Origin of the sequence: Pediococcus cellicola (genome assembly GCF_001438655.1) — a bacterium.
Classification (GTDB): Bacteria; Bacillota; Bacilli; order Lactobacillales; family Lactobacillaceae; genus Pediococcus; species Pediococcus cellicola.
The window spans coordinates 1-17,020 of the sequence record NZ_JQBR01000017.1; the positions used below are offsets into that span (position 1 = coordinate 1).

Here is a 17,020-nt window from a genome sequence, read left to right on the forward strand (position 1 = left end):
TTTGATTGTCTCAAAAAATAGTTGCAGTTCCGTCCTTCAGAAATGAAGCGCGCTTTTTTTGTTTTCTAGGGAAGTTTAATCTAATGCATCCAATGATCAATAACGTATTTAATCAAGTATTGGGTAGCTGAAAAGTAAGTATGACAATTAACTGGAAAGTAGCCTATAGCATAAAACAGGAGGTAGGTTTCATGAGTGAGGTAAATCAGACTTATATTGAGCGGTTATTTTTAGACTATGTCAAAATTAATACGCGTTCGGATCCAAGTAGTCACACAGTGCCAACAACTGTTGGACAGGTTCAGCTTGCCCAACAAGTAGTCACGGATTTAAATAGACTTGGTGTCCAAGAGGTGAAGTATAACAAGCATAATGGATACGTAACAGCGACATTGCCCAGTAATTCTAAGCGACCCATTAGTGCACTTGGTTTCATTGCACATTTAGATACTGCAGATTTTTCGGCCGACCACGTAAAACCCCAGGTACATCCTGATTATGATGGTAAAGATGTGTTGTTGAATGCAGACAAACATATTGTTTTGAAGGTTAATGAGTTTCCGCATTTAAAAAACTTTGTTGGTCAGCGACTGATTACCAGCGATGGCACGACTTTACTTGGTGCAGATGATAAAGCTGGTGTGGCTGCTTTGCTTGGTGCTTTGGAATATTTAATTCAAAACCCAAAAATTGAACATGGTCCAATTCGTGTTGCTTTTGGTCCAGATGAAGAAATTGGACGAGGGGCTAAGCGATTCGATGCTAAAGGATTCGGTACAGATTTTGCGTATACCTTAGATAATGGGCAACCAGGACAATTAGAATACGAAACATTTAACGCTTCAGAAGCAGCAATTGAGATTGAAGGGACGGCCGTTCATCCAGGCGATGCTTACGGGCTGATGGTAAATGCAGTCACGTTGGCAAATGACATTGTGAGTGCTTTACCTAAGGACGAAGTACCTGAAAAAAGTCGGAACCACGAAGGCTTTATTTTGGTTAATCATTTTGAGGCAACGGTCGGTCACGCCAGTTTGAATTTGATTATTCGTGATTTTGATACACCTAAATTTCACCAAAAAGAAGCCATGTTAAAAGACATTGTGACAAAGATAAACCAACGTTTTGATGTCCCACGAGTGAGCCTGAATTTGACGGAACAGTATCAAAATATTGGCGATGAAATTCGCAAAACACCTTACATCGTTAATTTGGCACTCGATGCCTATCGAAAAATCGGATTGACTCCTGATATTCAACCCTTTCGTGGTGGGACAGATGGCAATGCCATTACTGCCAAAGGAATTCCAACACCTAACTTATTTAACGGTGGTGATAATTTTCATGGCCCTTACGAGTTTGTGACGACTGAGGCAATGGCTTTAACCGCTAAAACGATTGTGGCTATTGTACAGGAGCACGTTGACCAATTTGGACATCATGATAATCGCCCTCTCTAATCAGGCAAGCTACTCTGATCGGGTGGCTCAAACGACTTTAAGTTTGTTACCTTGCACTACTTAAAGAACTATCCGAATACCCATTTTGAAGTTACCCGTAAGACATACATTAAGAAATATAACGGTGTTACTTACAAATACTACTATGTTCATTCTTTGAATGGTAAGGTTCATGGATATGTTTGGCATGGTTACCTTAAATAGCTAAGTTTTAAGAAAATCTCGCAATTAACTTATTGCGGGATTTTTTATGTTAAATGTCTTTGATCATGTTTGGTGGCGACTTGTGGTATTGTAGAAGCGTAAATACTAAATGGAGATGAGAAAATGAGTGAAGTTTTAGTAATCAAGGCCCATCCTAAAACAGCTGACGTGGCGAATTCGATAGAAATTGGGGATCGTTTTTTGAAGGCTTATCAAGCGATCCATCCAAACGACACCATTTTGGTACATGACCTTTATGCTGAAGGAGTTCCAGAAATTAACAGCACGAATTTGGATAGCTGGAAGAAATTGACCAATGGGGTGACGTATAACGAGCTTTCTGAAAATGAGCAAATCTTACTAAGTCGCCAGCAAAAACTACAGGATCAATTTATCGCAGCTGATAAATATGTATTTATTAGCCCCATGTACAATTTATTTTTGCCCAACCGTTTGAAGATGTACCTCGATTTAGTCGTTGTGTCCACTAAGACTTGGGTGGAAGGTGAACATGGCCCGGAAGGTACGCTAAAAAATAAAAAAGCGATTCATATTCAGTCTTCAGGAGGCACCTATCACCATACGGATAATGCTTTCATGGCCACTTTAGATATGGGTGATGCTTATTTAAAGGCATTATTAGGGCAAGTTGGTGTGAAAGATTATCAAGGAATTTATTGTGAAGGCAATTCGCATCGCGATCCTGAGGATATGGCGAAGAACCGCGAAATTATTGCACAAGAGGCCGAAAAAGTGGCAAAATCATTTTAAAAATTAGAAGGCTTGGTAAGTTACCAGGCTTTTTTTGTAAGTATGCCAAAATACCTGCTTAAGGTGGTGCTTTGTTTTAGCCGTTTTAGTGTTAAACTAAATATAGAATCTAAAACGAAGGGAAGTCGGCCATATGAGTCCTGGACCTGCGCGATTGGTAAATGAGGTTGTTAGTAGTTAGAATCGAGATACACGAGGAGAAATAATATGATTGAAGCAATTAATCTTAAAGCAGGCATGACATTTGAACAAAACGGAAAGTTAATCAAGGTGCTTTCTGCAGAACATCACAAACCAGGAAAGGGTAATACTGTGATGCGTATGAAGTTATATGACTTACGTTCAGGTGCCACTGTGGAAAAGACGATGCGTCCCGAAGAAAAAGTAGAACAAGCCATTGTGGACACAAAGGATGCGCAATACCTTTACACCCAAGGCGATGTAGCAGTATTTATGGATATGGAAACTTACGAGCAATACGAGATTCCAACTGCTACGATTCAAAATGAAATGAAGTACATGCTGGAAAATATGAATGTCAAAATTGATTACTTCAATTCAGAAGTGATTGGCATTACATTGCCTAATACAGTGCAATTAAAGGTAGCTGAAACAGAGCCTTCTATCAAAGGCGCAACAGTTGCCGGATCAGGCAAGTCAGCAACCATGGAAACTGGTTTAGTTGTAACTGTGCCTGACTTTATCAAGGAAGGCGAAGTTCTCGATATTAATACACAAAAGGGAACTTATCAAAGCCGAGCATCTAAATATAACGACGAAAACTAAAAAAATCGTACGAAGAGTGATTTCATTCGAGAAATCACTCTTTTTTCATGTATAATAAAAATGTATACGGTTACATATAAAAAATTAAGTAAGAAGTGATTGATGATGAGTCAAATTGGATTAATTGATATTGGTGGTACCACGATTAAGTTTGCGGTGTGGGATGGCAAAGAATTGGTGGCACATACGGCGAAAAAAACGCCTAAGACTTTAGCTGAGTTTTATGATGTCTTGACTGAAGAAGTGACAACTATGAAAGCAAACTATCCTATTGAAGGCGTGGGCATAAGTTCGCCTGGTGCTGTTAATAAGAAAACAGGTGTCATCGAGGGAGCCAGCGCCTTACCTTACATTCATAACTTTAAAATTCAGCCTGAGTTGGAAAAGCGCTTTGGATTAAAAGTAAGTATTGAAAATGATGCGAATTGTGCGGCTTTGGCAGAATTAGCGGACGGTGCAGGTCAGGGCGCAGATAGCCTGGTCTTTTTAGTCATCGGCACAGGCGTTGGCGGTTCAGTCATTGTGAACCATCAAATTTGGCACGGTGCTCATTTATTTGGTGGCGAATTTGGCTATACACTTTCTAGTGATCAAAATACTTTGAGTGAATTGGGAACGTCGGTTAGTGTGGCAAAGCGCTATAACGAAAAAAGGCATACCAAGAAAACTGGGAAGGAAGTCTTTGATTTAGCAGATGCCGGTGATCGGGAAGCACAAACGGCGGTCGATACGATGTACTGGGCGTTGGCGAAAGCTATTTATAATCTACAATACAGTTTTGATCCTGAAAAAGTGGTGATTGGCGGTGGGGTCTCGAACAACCCTGAGCTGATTCCAAATGTTAAAAAAAATATCGAAAAAATTCGTCGACAAGTTAAAATTGCGTCTATCAAACCAGATGTGGTGGCATGCAAGTATACAGATCAGGCTAACCTTCGCGGGGCAGTCGTAGATTTTGAACAAACTTATGGGAAATAAGCAGTGAAAAAAAGAGTTGGGAAAGTTTCCCAGCTCTTTTTGTGATTTTAAGATTTATAGTTTTTCTTTAAAAAAGCGTGAATTAGCAAATTTTACCGCCTAATTCGGCCATTTCTGCCTTAGCAGCTTCTTTATCTTGAACGGGTGCTTGGTAGTTATCCACTGAAACAGCGCCATCAAGAACACCACTGTCGTCAGTTAGGCGAAGTGCAGCGTTTTTGTAGTCTAGTGCCAAGCCATTGCCTAGAAATGTCAATTCAGGCTCAGCAGTTGTCATGGTGAGTCCGGCATTGTTTTCAAGCGTTACGTTATATTCAGCATCGGCATTATCAGCGACAACTAGCTGAAACTTATTTCCAATGGCACAGGTGCCACCCAATTTGGAAAATTTGCTTGAACCATCATCTAAAGCAAGAAAAACATGTTTGCCAGCAGGAACCTTGCTTGCTAAATAAGTTGCTGCTTGTTCTTTAATGTTAATTTTCATTAAATCCACCATCTTTCTAGAATTCTATTTCCTGACTACAATAAGTATCATACACACTTACTATAAATAAGTAAAGAAAGCTGCTTGAAGAAAATACGATTCTTTTAATCTTCATTTAAAGTGAAGGTCTTAGTATGAATTTATTCGTTAAGGAGATTCAAACCAAAGTTATTTGCGTAACCCGTGGTAAGAATGCCATTGACGAAGCTAAGGTTTTGAGAAGGAGCCAGTCCGACTAGCCATTGAAATGGCGTAGAGAGGAAGGACATCCGTCTTGAAGATGAGATTTTGCAGTATGCAAAATAGACATTAATATTGAGAAGGAGGCGGGTTTTTCAAAACCTTCCAAGATTTGGAAGAAGATGGAATGTATTCCATATGTTCAACTCCCCTGTGAAAATTAACTTACATCATTGAAAGCTATCTAGTTAGCTTAAAACGCCAATCATACCGCGAATGTGATTGGCGTTTTTTCTTGTCTTTTAAGCGCTAAAACGCCTTAATCTTCGTTTAACCTCGGCTTTGTAGAATATGGTCATCGATATGAGGAGATGACGGAATGAATTATTTGAAACGCGCAATGCTTTACCTGACCCATAAAAAAGGTCAAAGTTTATTATTACTTTTAATTATGTCGGCCATTTTAGTTTTTGTCTTATCAGGAATTATTATTCAAAATGCAGCTCTTTCGGCGACTAACAGTGTGACAAAATCGGCGGGCACGACGATCAGTGTTTCTGCGAACCGAAACAAGATGTTTGCCAAGATGCGTTCCAGTTCCTCCAAGTCAAAGACACCGACAATTACCACCCCGACCGTTTCTAATGAAAAAATTAAGAAAGCGGGAAAATTAAGCACGGTAGCTTATTACAATATTACGAATACAGCTTCCGTAAACGCGAGTTCCTTTGATACTGTCTCAACTAGTACGGGATCACAAGGTATGGGTATGATGAAGGGTGGTAAAGGTGCCTCAACCGGTAATATTTCGATTGAAGGGGTAACTAGTACAAAGCTCACGTCCTCGTTTATTTCTAAGGAGGACAAGATTGTTTCTGGCCGAAACATAAAGGCTAGTGACGCCAATAGCAAAAACGTGGTCATCGAAAAGGAACTAGCATCCTCGAATAACTTAAAAATCGGAGATTCTATCACGGTCAAAACAACCACGTCGGGCAAGAAAAAGATTCAATTAAAAGTGGTCGGAATTTATAAAGCAAAATCCACGAGCAGCAGTATGCCAGGCAGCGACCCAAGTAATACGATTTACACTAGTTACACACTGCCTGCAAGTGTGACGGGGACAACCGGTAAATCAAGCACGGTGACTTATACTTTAGAAGATTCAGGAAAAGAAAAGGCCACAACTAAAAAAATTAAAAGTATTATTAACAGTAGTTCATTTACGGTAAGTTCTAATGATGAAAGTTATCAGCAATTACTTCAACCGATGAAAAACGTTCAGTCGTTTGCCAATAAAATTGTTTGGTTAGTTGCCATTGCTGGTACGATTATTCTGGGATTGATCATTATTTTATCCGTAAGAACGCGCCAAAAAGAAATTGGTGTCTTAGTCTCGTTAGGAGAATCTAAGCTGCATATTGTTGGTCAGCTATTCTCAGAACTTTTTGTCATTCTAATTGGTGCCATGGTTATTGCGCTTCTGCTAGGAAATTTTGTGGGTAACAAAGTCGGTAATCAATTATTAGCACAACAACAAACCACTTCGATTACCACCACAGCTAAATCGAGTGATGGACCAGGTGGTGCACCTGGCACACAACATAACGGTGGTGGTATGCATGGTGGTGCCATGATGTCACAAGCTTCCACAAGTTCTGCTAGCCAGAGGGCCTTGAAGACTTTAAATACAAGCATTAGTCCAAGTTCTATCATGAAATTAGGCGGTATGGGACTGGTTATCATTGCTTTAGCGGTTTGTGTCTCTTCAATTAGCATTCTGAGATTGCGACCTAAAGATATTTTATTGGGTGAATAAATAACGGGAGATGAGTACACATGTTAACAGTTAAAAATTTAACACACTGGTATGGACAAGCAGACAAACCACTTTATGAGGATGTGGATCTCAGCTTTGATACTGGTCAAGTCTATACCATTGTTGGGGCATCAGGATCTGGTAAAACGACTTTACTTTCATTTTTAGCCGGACTGGATAAACCACAAAAGGGAGATATCTTTCTGGATGGCAAGAACCTTAAGAAAATTGGGGCTACTAATTATCGAAAACACAAGGTCGCAATCGTGTTTCAACAGTATAATTTGTTGGGCTACATGTCAGCTTTGGACAACATTTTAACTGCGCTTTCTGTAACGGGATCCGCTCACAAAGGTGAAAGGCAGTATGTCTTGGACACCTTAAAGCGGGTGGGTATCAATGAAGATGACGCGAAGAAGAATGCTCAAAAATTGTCCGGTGGGCAACAACAGCGAGTGGCTATCGTTCGGGCCCTATTAGTAGATGCAAATATTGTGATTGCAGATGAACCCACGGGCAATTTAGATGGAGAAAACGCGGCAATGATCATCAATCTATTTCAAGAATTGGCGCATGACCATCAAAAATCAGTGATTATTGTGACGCATGATCCACACGTGGCGGACCAAGGTGATGTGAAAATCAGTTTAGAAAATCGAGAATTTGTGGTTGCATAGAGATTACAAATGAGGTTAGGGCATAAAAATGATGTCGTGACCTCATTTTCTGGGTTAAAATAGCTAATAAGAAATAAAAAGGAAATTAGGGATGTCAGATGACAGATATTGTAAAAATTTTGTTAATTGAAGATGATCATCAACTTTCGGATAGTGTGCGTGATTTCTTAGTTGATGTTGGCTCCGTCAAGCAAGCATTTGATGGTGAAGAAGGTGAATTCTTGGCGACTGAAGAGCCTTTCGATCTCTTCATTGTCGACCTAATGTTGCCACTGATGAATGGCCTTGAAATTATTAAAAGTATTCGCAAAGCTAAAATTGAGACCCCAGTTTTGGTCCTAACAGCTAAAGATAGTCTTGAAGATAAGATTACGGGCTTTGATACTGGCGCGGATGATTATTTAACTAAACCGTTTCATCGTGAGGAGCTCATTGTGCGTGTCAAAGCATTACTAAAACGCAGTGGTGTCTATCAAGATGATAAACGACTGGTGATTGACGATAAAATGTGGTTAAATACAGAAAACCGGCAAGTGAGTGTAGATGGTCAACTTCTTAAATTAGTGGGTAAGGAATACGAAATTTTGGCTTATTTAGCTCAAAATAAAAATATCATTGTGTCGCGAGAACAAATCTTTGATCGAATTTGGGGAATGGATTCAGATACCACCATCAATGTGGTCAATATATATATTAGTAACTTACGTCGGAAATTAGAAAAGGCGGGCCGTCCTAAGCTGATTCAGACGTTACGAAATGTCGGATTTCTTTTGGAAGTGAATTAATGGACAAAATTATTAATCGTAAGCAGCAAATCAAATTATTTTTATTTGAGTTTTTTAGTTTCTTAATTATTTTTTCAATTCTGGGAACCATTATCTTTATTTTTTATCAACGCAATACGTATACCAGTGTTGATAACACAATCAGTCGCAAAGCCGCTATGGCAGCTAGTAGTACCAATATTATGGGGCCACCAGATTTTCAAACCATCACGGTGTATTACAATGACAAAGGCAAAATTGTGAATTCTCAATATTTAAATAACATGTCCAGTGTTGTGACTAAAATTAAGGTCAACAAAAAGCAATTGAATAAAATTTACAATATGTCGATTGGCGATGAAACTATCCGTCGGGTTTACGTTAAAGTAAATTCTCACATGATGTTTGCACATCATGGTAAGTTACTCAAAGCAAGTGAACAGCCTAAATATGCGTTGGTTTTGAAAAATATTAATCCAGAAATTCAAAGTATTAATCGATTTAAAGAATTGTTGCTAGGATCCCTGATTATCTTTGGCTTGCTAGCCTTTATCATTAGTTACATTATTTCGCGATTTAATATGAAACCTGTGTTGAAGGCCTGGAAACAACAAGAAGAATTTGTTGATAGTGCGGCGCATGAAATCCGTACACCACTTACGATTATCCAGAACAAGTTGGAAGGATTAATGACCAAGCCCAATGACACAATCAAAGAGCAGGCGGGCGCCATCATTATGTCATTATCGGAAATTCGGCGGTTAAATGGGTTGACTTCAGATATGTTAACCTTGGCACGTGCGAATTCCAATGTGATTACGTTAGAGAAAAAACCAGTTAATTTCAACGACTTTATGGGCAAAATTTTGGATCCTTATAAAGATTTAATTACCAGTGAACACAAGAAATTAGTTACTGGCATACAGGTTGACCGACCGGTATTAATGGACGCCAAGCGTGTGCATCAGTTGATCGTTATTTTACTTGATAATGCGATTAAATATACCAAAGCGGGCGCCACAATTACGGTGAACAGCAGAATAGAAAATCGTAATTTGAAAATTCAGGTCTGTGATACCGGAATTGGGATCAGTGATCGGCATAAGAAAACTGTCTTCCAACGTTTTTACCGTGAAGAAAAATCCGGTAATAAGCAGACTGGCGGTAACGGACTGGGCTTGTCAATTGCAGATTGGATTGTACGCGCACATAAAGGTAAGATCAAAGTATCCGACAATCCGGGTGGCGGCACAATTTTCACTGTTTTAATCCCTGTTGGCAAATAATACAATCTTTAAGACAAAAGAATGGGAAAAAGGTATTTTGACTGCGAACATGGTCTAGAGGGCCGAATGATTTGTCCTTTGAATCGCTTGGTTTTCACAGCTAAGTGGCGCAATCAGCCTTCTTCGCTAATTTCGACTATTAAAATTTTGAGACAGAGAGACTGGAAGATTTCCTGTTCTCTTTTTTTATCATAATTATAAATTCATGCTTATTTTACATTGTGTTCATAAATAATTCACATGTTTCCATTAAAGTTTGTCTTATATTAATTATAAGAAATAAATAGGAGGAACGGAAAATGAGAGACGAAGAATGTAATTATCAGCGCTTTGAGGTACTGTGTGAACAATGTCCCATGATCAAAAACGGCTTTAACGGGAGAGCCATCAAGGAATATGAAAATACTTACTTGATTGAACTTGATATGCGTACCGTTTGTGAAGAAGACCGTCGCTCACTCATGCGAATCCAGGATTTTAACGGGCGAGTGGTCATCGCTAAAAAATATGTGCAGGCTGTAACGGATGAAATTGCACAATAAAAGCTATTTTAGAGTCATGCTTACTTTATTTTGTAAGCGCCTTCTGTTATGATGAAAGCATTCTTAAATGACACAGGGAGTGCAGACATGACAAAAAGATTAGTAGCTGTCGATATGGATGGGACATTTTTAAATAGCCAGCAGGATTTTGATCGGCACTATTTTTTGGATTTGTATCCACGTATGCAACAAGAACAGGTGACATTTGTCGTGGCAAGCGGCAATCAAGATGCACAATTACGTGCGTTCTTTCCCCATACCGCCGATTCAATTTGGTTTGTTTCTGACAATGGAGCTTTAGTCAAAAGACCGGATCAAACGGTGGTTTATTCTGCAAAAATGGCCCCGTCGGTTTACCAGCATGCCATTCGCGTGTTGGAACAATTAAAGGATGTTCATCCCATTGTGAGCGCGGTCAAAAGTGCTTATATTTTGGCTTCAGAACCGCAATCCTTTGCGGAAATGACGGGCCGCTATTACTACAAGTTACAGCAAGTCGCACAATGGGATGAAATTAAAGATACAGTTTTGAAATTAGGCATGTCAGTCCCTGATGACCAGACGGCTAACATTGTGAATCTGTTAAGAACAGAATTAAAGGACGAACTCATCCCAGTGTCATCTGGCCATGGCGATATTGACCTGATTATTCCCCATACCCATAAAGCTAATGCGATTAAGCAAGTGGCAAACCAGTTGGCAATTCCAATGACCAACGTGGTGGCATTTGGTGATGGTGGTAATGATGTTGAGATGCTTAAAGAGGCTGGCCAGGGATTTGCGATGGCAAATGCACCACAGGCAATTCAAGCAATTGCCGATGATGTGGCTCCAGATCATAATCAAAATGGGGTCCTCGTGACGATCGAAAATTTATTGAACCAATGGCGTTGAAAAAAAAGTCTAAAAAACAGGACCTGACATTCAGGTCCTGTTTTTTGCTATTAATGTTTAGAATGTACGTATCGGATACGGAATAGTGTGCCGATAATGAAAGTGACAGCCATGATCACATAAGTAATCATCTTGTAGGTGGGGAGCTTTTCGCGGAAAGCCAATAAATACTCATTTTGAAACGCATTTTGGTATTCAGTGGTTAACTTGGTTTCTAAAGCAGCTCCAATGGAAGAATTAATGACTAATTCTGGTACCCCGTCGTTGATGAGCTGTTGTTTTACGCTGTTTTGAAACCCAGTCGGATTGACCTTAATGGGCCGATTCTCATAGACTTGGCCAACCGCCGTTTTGATATCAGGTTTAATGGTGGCCGCATCAATTGTAATTGTGTAACCATTATATTGCGGAATTTTAGCATTGACCGTAGTTACGATTTGGTCGACAACAGGGTCACTAGTGGCTACAAATTGGCCAAAACTTTTATTAAAAATGGTCAGTGCACAAATTGTGGCTAACACAAAAATGAAATACATAAAGGTTGAAAAAGCGCGCGAACCGTATTTAGGTTTACTTAAATGCTGATTTCTAATGGTGAAGACCTCCTGGAGATTCTGACTAAGTTTCCCCAAGATTAAGCCTTAAACTACTTTTTGTCAATTTGTCATAAGTTGGTAAGGTTCTTCTTCGGGATTAAATGTCGTAGCTAGCCAACTAAGTGGCGTGTCTTTAACGAGATTTTCATACCCAATGCGAGCGATGCGATCATTCATATCCATAAGTGAAAGCCCACTACCAAATGCTTTGAGATTCATGGGATCATTCACGATCGTGTGATTAAAGATTGGAGATGCCAGTAAAACATTGGCAGGTAACGGAGTCGGGGTATCAAAATAATAGGAGGTGTCCGGAAACTCCAGAATGGTAATCGTATTATTGGATACTCGGCCTGGGTAGTAAACTGCAAATCCACGCATGATCAGGATTGTCAAAGATTTAAGCTGATTTATGGGATAACTTTTATAAAGCGTTCCTTCAATTACAAGATCAATTTTATCTTGATTGAATGCCACGGTTGTTTTAGATCGCATTTTTGGTCGTGACACACGGTGCTTCAGCAAACTTTTACCGCCTCGTGGATATTCCTCCCCATCAATTTGAATGTGGGCCCAAGAGAGAAAAGGCGCCACGCCATCTTTTTGCGGTTTGAATGTAATTTGAGATTTTAAAATATCGGTGTCGATTTTCATCATTAATTTACCCCCTTGTAAAGAATAAAAGTATGTGAAATCGCTTTATTGATATCACACTGATATCATAGCACTAATTTCTTAAAATAACAATTATTTGTCTAAACTTTATAATTCAATGGGGTTATCAAAGAGATCGAGGCTTTTGAGCCCACCAAAGCGGTCATACCAGGGGGTTGCATAGTTTTCAAGAATGTTATTTAAATTTTCTAGGTTTGGTTTTCCAACCGTTTCCAGCCAGTTTTTGAGTCCGACTTCTCCTTGGTTTAGGTAGCTTGTGAGTGCTTCTGACCACGCAGTATAGGAGGCAACGGCACCTGAAAATTTAGCGCCTGACTGGCCGGCAAATTTTACGGCTTGATTAAAGGTCGCCATGGTGTTTAGGCCGTTTTGGTAAATAAAAGGCCGAGTTGTCGTATCACTGGCTTCCTTTAATAGCTTTGCAGCTTCACGTTTGGAATAGACAGCTGGCTGATCAGGTGCGGTAAATCCTTCAACGAAGTCAAAATTTAAGGGAATTTCAATCTCGAGGATGTCAATGTGATATCGTTGCTTAGTAAGCTCCTTTAAGGTATCAATCACAAGACTGGGTTGCAATTTAGCAAACTCGGGACTGGTTTTGTCGGCCACATTGTCATCATAAGTAAGTGGGGCAACAAAAAGCGGTAAATCAGCTGCGAGCGCTTCGGCACCAAGGCGTTCTAATCGTGCTAATTTTTGATCATTTGTTTTGTCATCGGTATGCGGATTGTATGTGAAAGTCACTTTTACCGCATTCGTTTTAGCATGTGCCAAGCGATTTAAAGACAAAAGAGAATTTTTCGAAAAAACATCATAGTCGGTGAGTACACCAGCGTGTTGAATGACTTTCATGCCATCCAAGCGATCGAACAGAATTCCGGAAGCTGTGTTGGATAGGTATTCTGAAACGATTTGTTTAAATTCCATGCTTTGTTCCAAGTTGCATACAGGCTCTGTTTTTGAAGTTGGATTGAAAGGTTTGTCAAGGCCTAGAATGGATAGGGTACCTTCGTCATCCGCTAGTTTTTGCAGGTTTTCAAATTTGCCACGAGAAATTTTTGTTTTCATGATATTGCTCCTTATTGTGAAATTTTCATAAATTAACCGTATCACAACCACTTTAAAGTTCAAATCAATCAATCCTTACACAATGTGGGATTAATCAACCAAGACGGTAATGAGATTAGACAGTTTTTATCGACTTAAAAATGATATAATAGTAAAAAATTATGAGGTGATCTAATGGCACACGAAGCAGAAATAAAAACCTATTGGGAAACTTTTTGTGAGTCTCATAAGTTAAAAGATGCCGTTTATGAGGCTTGGGCATTTGGCGATTCTCCGGAGATGGCGGATGAACTTGCTGACCTGACTTTTCGTGGAATTAAGACAGCAACGACGTCGGCCTACGATCTGTACGAAAAAGGCGAATCAGTTCCCCAAGTTGGTGAATACAATCTGATTTTAGACGGAAAAGGCCATCCAGTATGCATTACTAAAACGGTGGTTGTGGAAGTTATTCCTTACAAATATATGACGGCGGAACACGCCTATCATGAGGGTGAAGGAAACCGTACGTTGGCGTATTGGCGTAGCGTCCATGAGCCATTTTTCAAAAAAGAATACCAGGCCGCAAACCAGTCCTTTACAGAAGAAATGAACTGTTTGTGTGAAGTCTTTGAAGTGGTTGGTTAGTGATTTAATGATTGACGATGTGTGCTTCCAAAGCTAGTAGTTGCCGTTTTAGGGGTAAACCACCGTGATAGCCACCAATGGAACCGTCTTTATGGCAGACACGATGGCATGGGACCACAATCTGATTGGGATTTCTGCCCACTGCATTGGCAACTGCACGAACAGCTTTAGGACGACCAATTTGATTGGCAATGGCACTATAAGTTGACGTTTTTCCATAGGGAATGGTTTGCAATGCTTTCCAAACAGCGATTTGAAAAGGAGTACCGTGAAATTCAATTGGCAAATTGAAGTGTGTGGCTTCACCAGTCAAAAGTGCGGCGAGATTTTGTTTGTAGGCTGACGTCTTTTCGGAATCCACACTGAATACGCTGTGTGGAAAATGGTGGCGTAATTCAGCTTCTCCCGTAGCATTTGAACTAACGAAGGCAAGACCGGTTGATCCTACCGCTAAAAGATAGGTGTATCCGGCGACAGTGACATGATCAAGATATAAGGTTTCCATAAACAAGCCCTCCTGTGTTTTGATTTATCTAAATTATAACAAATAAGGCGTGAGAAGGCTTATATTCATAAATAGTGAAGAACGAAGGTGACAGTGGATGAATGGCCAACTGGATTTTGAGACAGGAATTAAGGATGCTTTACCAACGGTGTTCGGTTACATCGGTATTGGTTTGGCATTTGGAATTGTGGGAAAAACAAGTGGTTTAAGTGTTTTAGAAATTCTTTTAATGTCTTTAATTACATATGCCGGATCAGCACAATTTATCATGGTGAGCCTATTGTTGGTTAACAGTTCAATCCCATTCATTATGCTATCAGTGTTTTTGGTGAATGCCCGCTTTATTTTGATGAGCACAACGGTAGCCCAGTATTTTCGACAGGATTCGATTTGGCAAAACATTGGGATCGGCACGTTGCTGACTGACGAAACGTTTGCATTAAGTATGAACAAATTAAATTTTACCAACCATCGACTGGCTCCAAGCTGGTTTCATGGCGCTAATTGGGTTGCGTATTTAACCTGGGCATTGGCGACTGTGGCCGGCGGGATCTTAGGAAATCTAGTTGGAGATCCGAAAACATTTGGCTTGGATTTTGCCTTATTGGCGATGTTTATTGGCCTACTGTATCTGCAAATGATTAGTGATCGTAGTAAAGGGTTTTGGTTTCAAGTTGGCATGGTTATTTTAATTTGTGTGTTAATGTATAGCCTAACAATTTTTCTTTCGAATAACGTGGCTTTAATTGTCACAACACTGATTGGGTGTTTTTTAGGGATGGTGATTGAACAATGGCGGTTACGATAAAAGTATTATGGGCTATTATTGGCTGTGGCCTAGTGACCTGGTTGTCACGAGTAATTCCATTCGTGCTTGTGAAGAACTTTGATTTACCAGCGTGGCTGATTCGTTACCTGAGCTTTGTACCTTTGGTGATCATGACAGCGTTGATTATGGAGAATATCTTCACGCATCAGGCCCATCAGTTGCCGGCGGTGAATTATGAAAATTTGTTGGCGACATTGCCCACATTTTTGGCTGCAATTATTTCTAAGAGTTTGATTGTAATTGTGGTGGTTGGCATTATTTGTATGGCACTGGTTCGACTGATTTTTTAAAAAGAGGGTTGACTTGTAAAAACAACTCTCTTAATATGTAACTAACATTAAAAGCAACGAGGCAATCGAAGTAGCCGATTATCCAACATGGCAGAGATCTGGTGGGGGTGCAAACCAGAATGTGGTAATGGTGAATTACAGTTGTACAGCTTCTAAGTTTAAATTAGCGATTCATCACGTTATCGATGTTGAGTGATTGCAATTTCTGCAATAACTTGGGTGGTAACGCGGAAAAATTCGTCCCTGGAGTCTTTAGTGACTTTAGGGATTTTTTTATACTTTGGATTAAAATATAGGAGGAAAAAGCAATGAATATTATTGATGAATTACGATGGCGCGGTGCTGTGAACCAGACAACCGATGAAGAAGGCCTGAAAGAATTAACTGAAAAAAAACAGATTGGCTTGTACTGTGGTGTGGATCCTACAGGTGATAGTTTGCATATTGGACATTTGATTCCCTTCATGATGCTTAAAAGATTCCAATTACAGGGACATCATCCAGTCATTGTGATTGGTGGGGGAACAGGTGCCATTGGCGATCCTTCAGGTAAAAATTCAGAACGTGTTTTGCAAACTATGGATCAGGTTAAACATAACGAGGATGCTTTATCTGCCCAAATGGTGAACTTATTCGGTACTGAAAATTTTACCATTGTGAATAATTATGATTGGTTATCAAAATTATCTTTGTTGGACTTTTTGCGTGATTATGGAAAGTTGTTTAACGTGAATACAATGTTAAACAAGGAGGTTGTGGCAAGCCGGTTGGAAGTTGGTATTTCGTTTACTGAGTTTACTTACCAAATTTTGCAGTCTATTGATTTCCTTCATTTATACCGTCATGAAAATGTTCAGTTACAAATTGGTGGGGCTGATCAATGGGGAAACATCACAGCCGGAATTGATTTGATTCATAAAGTTGAAGGCTCAGATACGCCGGTCTTCGCATTGACCATTCCATTAATGTTAAAGGCAGACGGGACTAAGTTTGGTAAGACCGCGGGTGGTGCGGTTTGGTTGGATCCTAAGAAGACATCGCCATATGAGTTCTACCAGTTTTGGATTAACCAAGATGATCGAGATGTTGTGAAGTATTTGAAGTACTTCACGTTCCTTGACGAAAAAGAAATTGATGAGTTGGCGGAAAAAGTACGGACACAGCCGGAAAAAAGAGAGGCACAACGACGGTTGGCGGAAGAAGTGACGGAGTTTGTGCATGGCAAACAGGCCGTGATAGAGGCTCAGCATATTACGAAGGCGTTGTTCTCAGGGGATGTGCAGGATCTGACGGCAGGTGAGATTGCGCAAGGCTTCAAGAATATGCCAACGGTTGAGGTAAGTAAGGAAAAGAAAAATATTATCTTGTGGTTGGTGGATGATACGAAGATTGAGCCATCAAGGAGACAGGCCCGTGAGGATGTGAAGAACGGGGCGGTTCGAATTAATGGGGAAAAGGTAACGGATGTGGAGGCCGAGGTGGATCCAGGTGCGCATTTTGAAGGTAAGTATGTGATTGTGCGCAAAGGTAAGAAGAGGTATTTCTTGGTGAAGGTAAGGTAGAGTGCGCGAGGCAAAACGGT

General features: G+C 40.0%; 19 protein-coding genes and 1 other annotated feature. Of the genes, 14 read left to right on the forward strand and 5 right to left on the reverse strand.

Annotation, left to right across the window (positions count from 1 at the left end):
- The first annotated feature begins 191 nt into the window (after positions 1–191).
- The 4 genes from pepT to IV80_RS09775 all read left to right on the forward strand — a co-directional run bounded on the left by pepT (position 192) and on the right by IV80_RS09775 (position 4,199).
- The gene (gene pepT / locus IV80_RS09760) at positions 192–1,460 is read left to right on the forward strand and encodes a peptidase T (protein WP_057752878.1); all 1,269 of its coding nucleotides are present in this window, start codon (positions 192–194) and stop codon (positions 1,458–1,460) included.
- Positions 1,461–1,787: 327 nt separating this feature from the next.
- Entirely contained in the window at positions 1,788–2,435 is a 648-nt protein-coding gene (locus IV80_RS09765; RefSeq protein ID WP_057752880.1) for an FMN-dependent NADH-azoreductase, read from the forward strand.
- Positions 2,436–2,642: 207 nt separating this feature from the next.
- A complete protein-coding gene (gene efp / locus IV80_RS09770; protein WP_057752882.1) occupies positions 2,643–3,221 on the forward strand; it encodes an elongation factor P in 579 nt (192 codons plus the stop codon).
- Between the two features lie 105 nt (positions 3,222–3,326).
- Positions 3,327–4,199, forward strand: a complete 873-nt coding sequence (locus IV80_RS09775) for an ROK family protein (protein ID WP_057752884.1) — start codon at positions 3,327–3,329, stop codon at positions 4,197–4,199.
- A gap of 82 nt (positions 4,200–4,281) precedes the next feature.
- Here the strand turns inward: IV80_RS09775 and IV80_RS09780 are convergent, their stop codons facing one another.
- A complete protein-coding gene (locus IV80_RS09780; protein WP_057752886.1) occupies positions 4,282–4,686 on the reverse strand; it encodes an iron-sulfur cluster biosynthesis family protein in 405 nt (134 codons plus the stop codon).
- Positions 4,687–5,245: 559 nt separating this feature from the next.
- Here IV80_RS09780 and IV80_RS09785 point away from each other — a divergent pair.
- The 6 genes from IV80_RS09785 to IV80_RS09810 all read left to right on the forward strand — a co-directional run bounded on the left by IV80_RS09785 (position 5,246) and on the right by IV80_RS09810 (position 10,848).
- Positions 5,246–6,685, forward strand: coding sequence for an ABC transporter permease (locus IV80_RS09785; protein WP_057752888.1), 1,440 nt, complete (start codon positions 5,246–5,248; stop codon positions 6,683–6,685).
- Between the two features lie 20 nt (positions 6,686–6,705).
- Positions 6,706–7,362 carry an ABC transporter ATP-binding protein gene (locus IV80_RS09790; RefSeq protein ID WP_057752890.1) on the forward strand — a complete coding sequence of 219 codons (657 nt, stop codon included), beginning with the start codon at positions 6,706–6,708 and terminating at the stop codon, positions 7,360–7,362.
- Positions 7,363–7,460: 98 nt separating this feature from the next.
- The gene (locus IV80_RS09795) at positions 7,461–8,147 is read left to right on the forward strand and encodes a response regulator transcription factor (protein WP_057752892.1); all 687 of its coding nucleotides are present in this window, start codon (positions 7,461–7,463) and stop codon (positions 8,145–8,147) included.
- Positions 8,147–9,412 (forward strand): sensor histidine kinase, encoded by a 1,266-nt coding sequence (locus IV80_RS09800; RefSeq protein ID WP_057752894.1) that lies wholly within the window; start codon positions 8,147–8,149, stop codon positions 9,410–9,412. The genes IV80_RS09795 and IV80_RS09800 overlap by 1 nt, the downstream gene beginning before the upstream one ends.
- 299 nt (positions 9,413–9,711) lie before the next feature.
- Complete coding sequence (locus tag IV80_RS09805) at positions 9,712–9,954, forward strand: hypothetical protein (RefSeq protein WP_057752896.1); 243 nt, start codon at positions 9,712–9,714, stop codon at positions 9,952–9,954.
- 87 nt (positions 9,955–10,041) lie between these two features.
- Positions 10,042–10,848 (forward strand): Cof-type HAD-IIB family hydrolase, encoded by an 807-nt coding sequence (locus IV80_RS09810; RefSeq protein WP_057752898.1) that lies wholly within the window; start codon positions 10,042–10,044, stop codon positions 10,846–10,848.
- A 50-nt stretch (positions 10,849–10,898) separates the two neighbouring features.
- On the opposite strand, the gene IV80_RS09815 is transcribed toward IV80_RS09810, so the two are convergent.
- The 3 genes from IV80_RS09815 to IV80_RS09825 all read right to left on the reverse strand — a co-directional run bounded on the left by IV80_RS09815 (position 10,899) and on the right by IV80_RS09825 (position 13,187).
- Entirely contained in the window at positions 10,899–11,480 is a 582-nt protein-coding gene (locus IV80_RS09815) for a hypothetical protein (RefSeq protein ID WP_057752900.1), read from the reverse strand.
- Positions 11,481–11,504: 24 nt separating this feature from the next.
- Positions 11,505–12,101 (reverse strand): hypothetical protein, encoded by a 597-nt coding sequence (locus IV80_RS09820; RefSeq protein ID WP_057752902.1) that lies wholly within the window; start codon positions 12,099–12,101, stop codon positions 11,505–11,507.
- 105 nt (positions 12,102–12,206) lie between these two features.
- Entirely contained in the window at positions 12,207–13,187 is a 981-nt protein-coding gene (locus IV80_RS09825; RefSeq protein ID WP_057752904.1) for a tagatose 1,6-diphosphate aldolase, read from the reverse strand.
- A 174-nt stretch (positions 13,188–13,361) separates the two neighbouring features.
- On the opposite strand from IV80_RS09825, the gene IV80_RS09830 reads away from it, so the two are divergent.
- Entirely contained in the window at positions 13,362–13,814 is a 453-nt protein-coding gene (locus IV80_RS09830) for an ASCH domain-containing protein (protein ID WP_057752906.1), read from the forward strand.
- Positions 13,815–13,818: 4 nt separating this feature from the next.
- Here IV80_RS09830 and IV80_RS09835 read toward each other — a convergent pair whose 3' ends face one another.
- On the reverse strand, positions 13,819–14,319 hold the full coding sequence (locus IV80_RS09835) for a methylated-DNA--[protein]-cysteine S-methyltransferase (protein WP_057752908.1): 501 nt from the start codon (positions 14,317–14,319) through the stop codon (positions 13,819–13,821).
- Between the two features lie 97 nt (positions 14,320–14,416).
- On the opposite strand from IV80_RS09835, the gene IV80_RS09840 reads away from it, so the two are divergent.
- From IV80_RS09840 to tyrS, 3 genes are all read left to right on the forward strand, one after another.
- Entirely contained in the window at positions 14,417–15,127 is a 711-nt protein-coding gene (locus tag IV80_RS09840) for an AzlC family ABC transporter permease (protein WP_057752910.1), read from the forward strand.
- Positions 15,112–15,438, forward strand: coding sequence for an AzlD domain-containing protein (locus IV80_RS09845; protein WP_057752913.1), 327 nt, complete (start codon positions 15,112–15,114; stop codon positions 15,436–15,438). The genes IV80_RS09840 and IV80_RS09845 overlap by 16 nt, the downstream gene beginning before the upstream one ends.
- A gap of 47 nt (positions 15,439–15,485) precedes the next feature.
- Positions 15,486–15,686 (forward strand) — a binding site (T-box leader).
- A 60-nt stretch (positions 15,687–15,746) separates the two neighbouring features.
- On the forward strand, positions 15,747–17,000 hold the full coding sequence (tyrS, locus tag IV80_RS09850) for a tyrosine--tRNA ligase (RefSeq protein WP_057752915.1): 1,254 nt from the start codon (positions 15,747–15,749) through the stop codon (positions 16,998–17,000).
- Positions 17,001–17,020 lie beyond the last annotated feature (20 nt).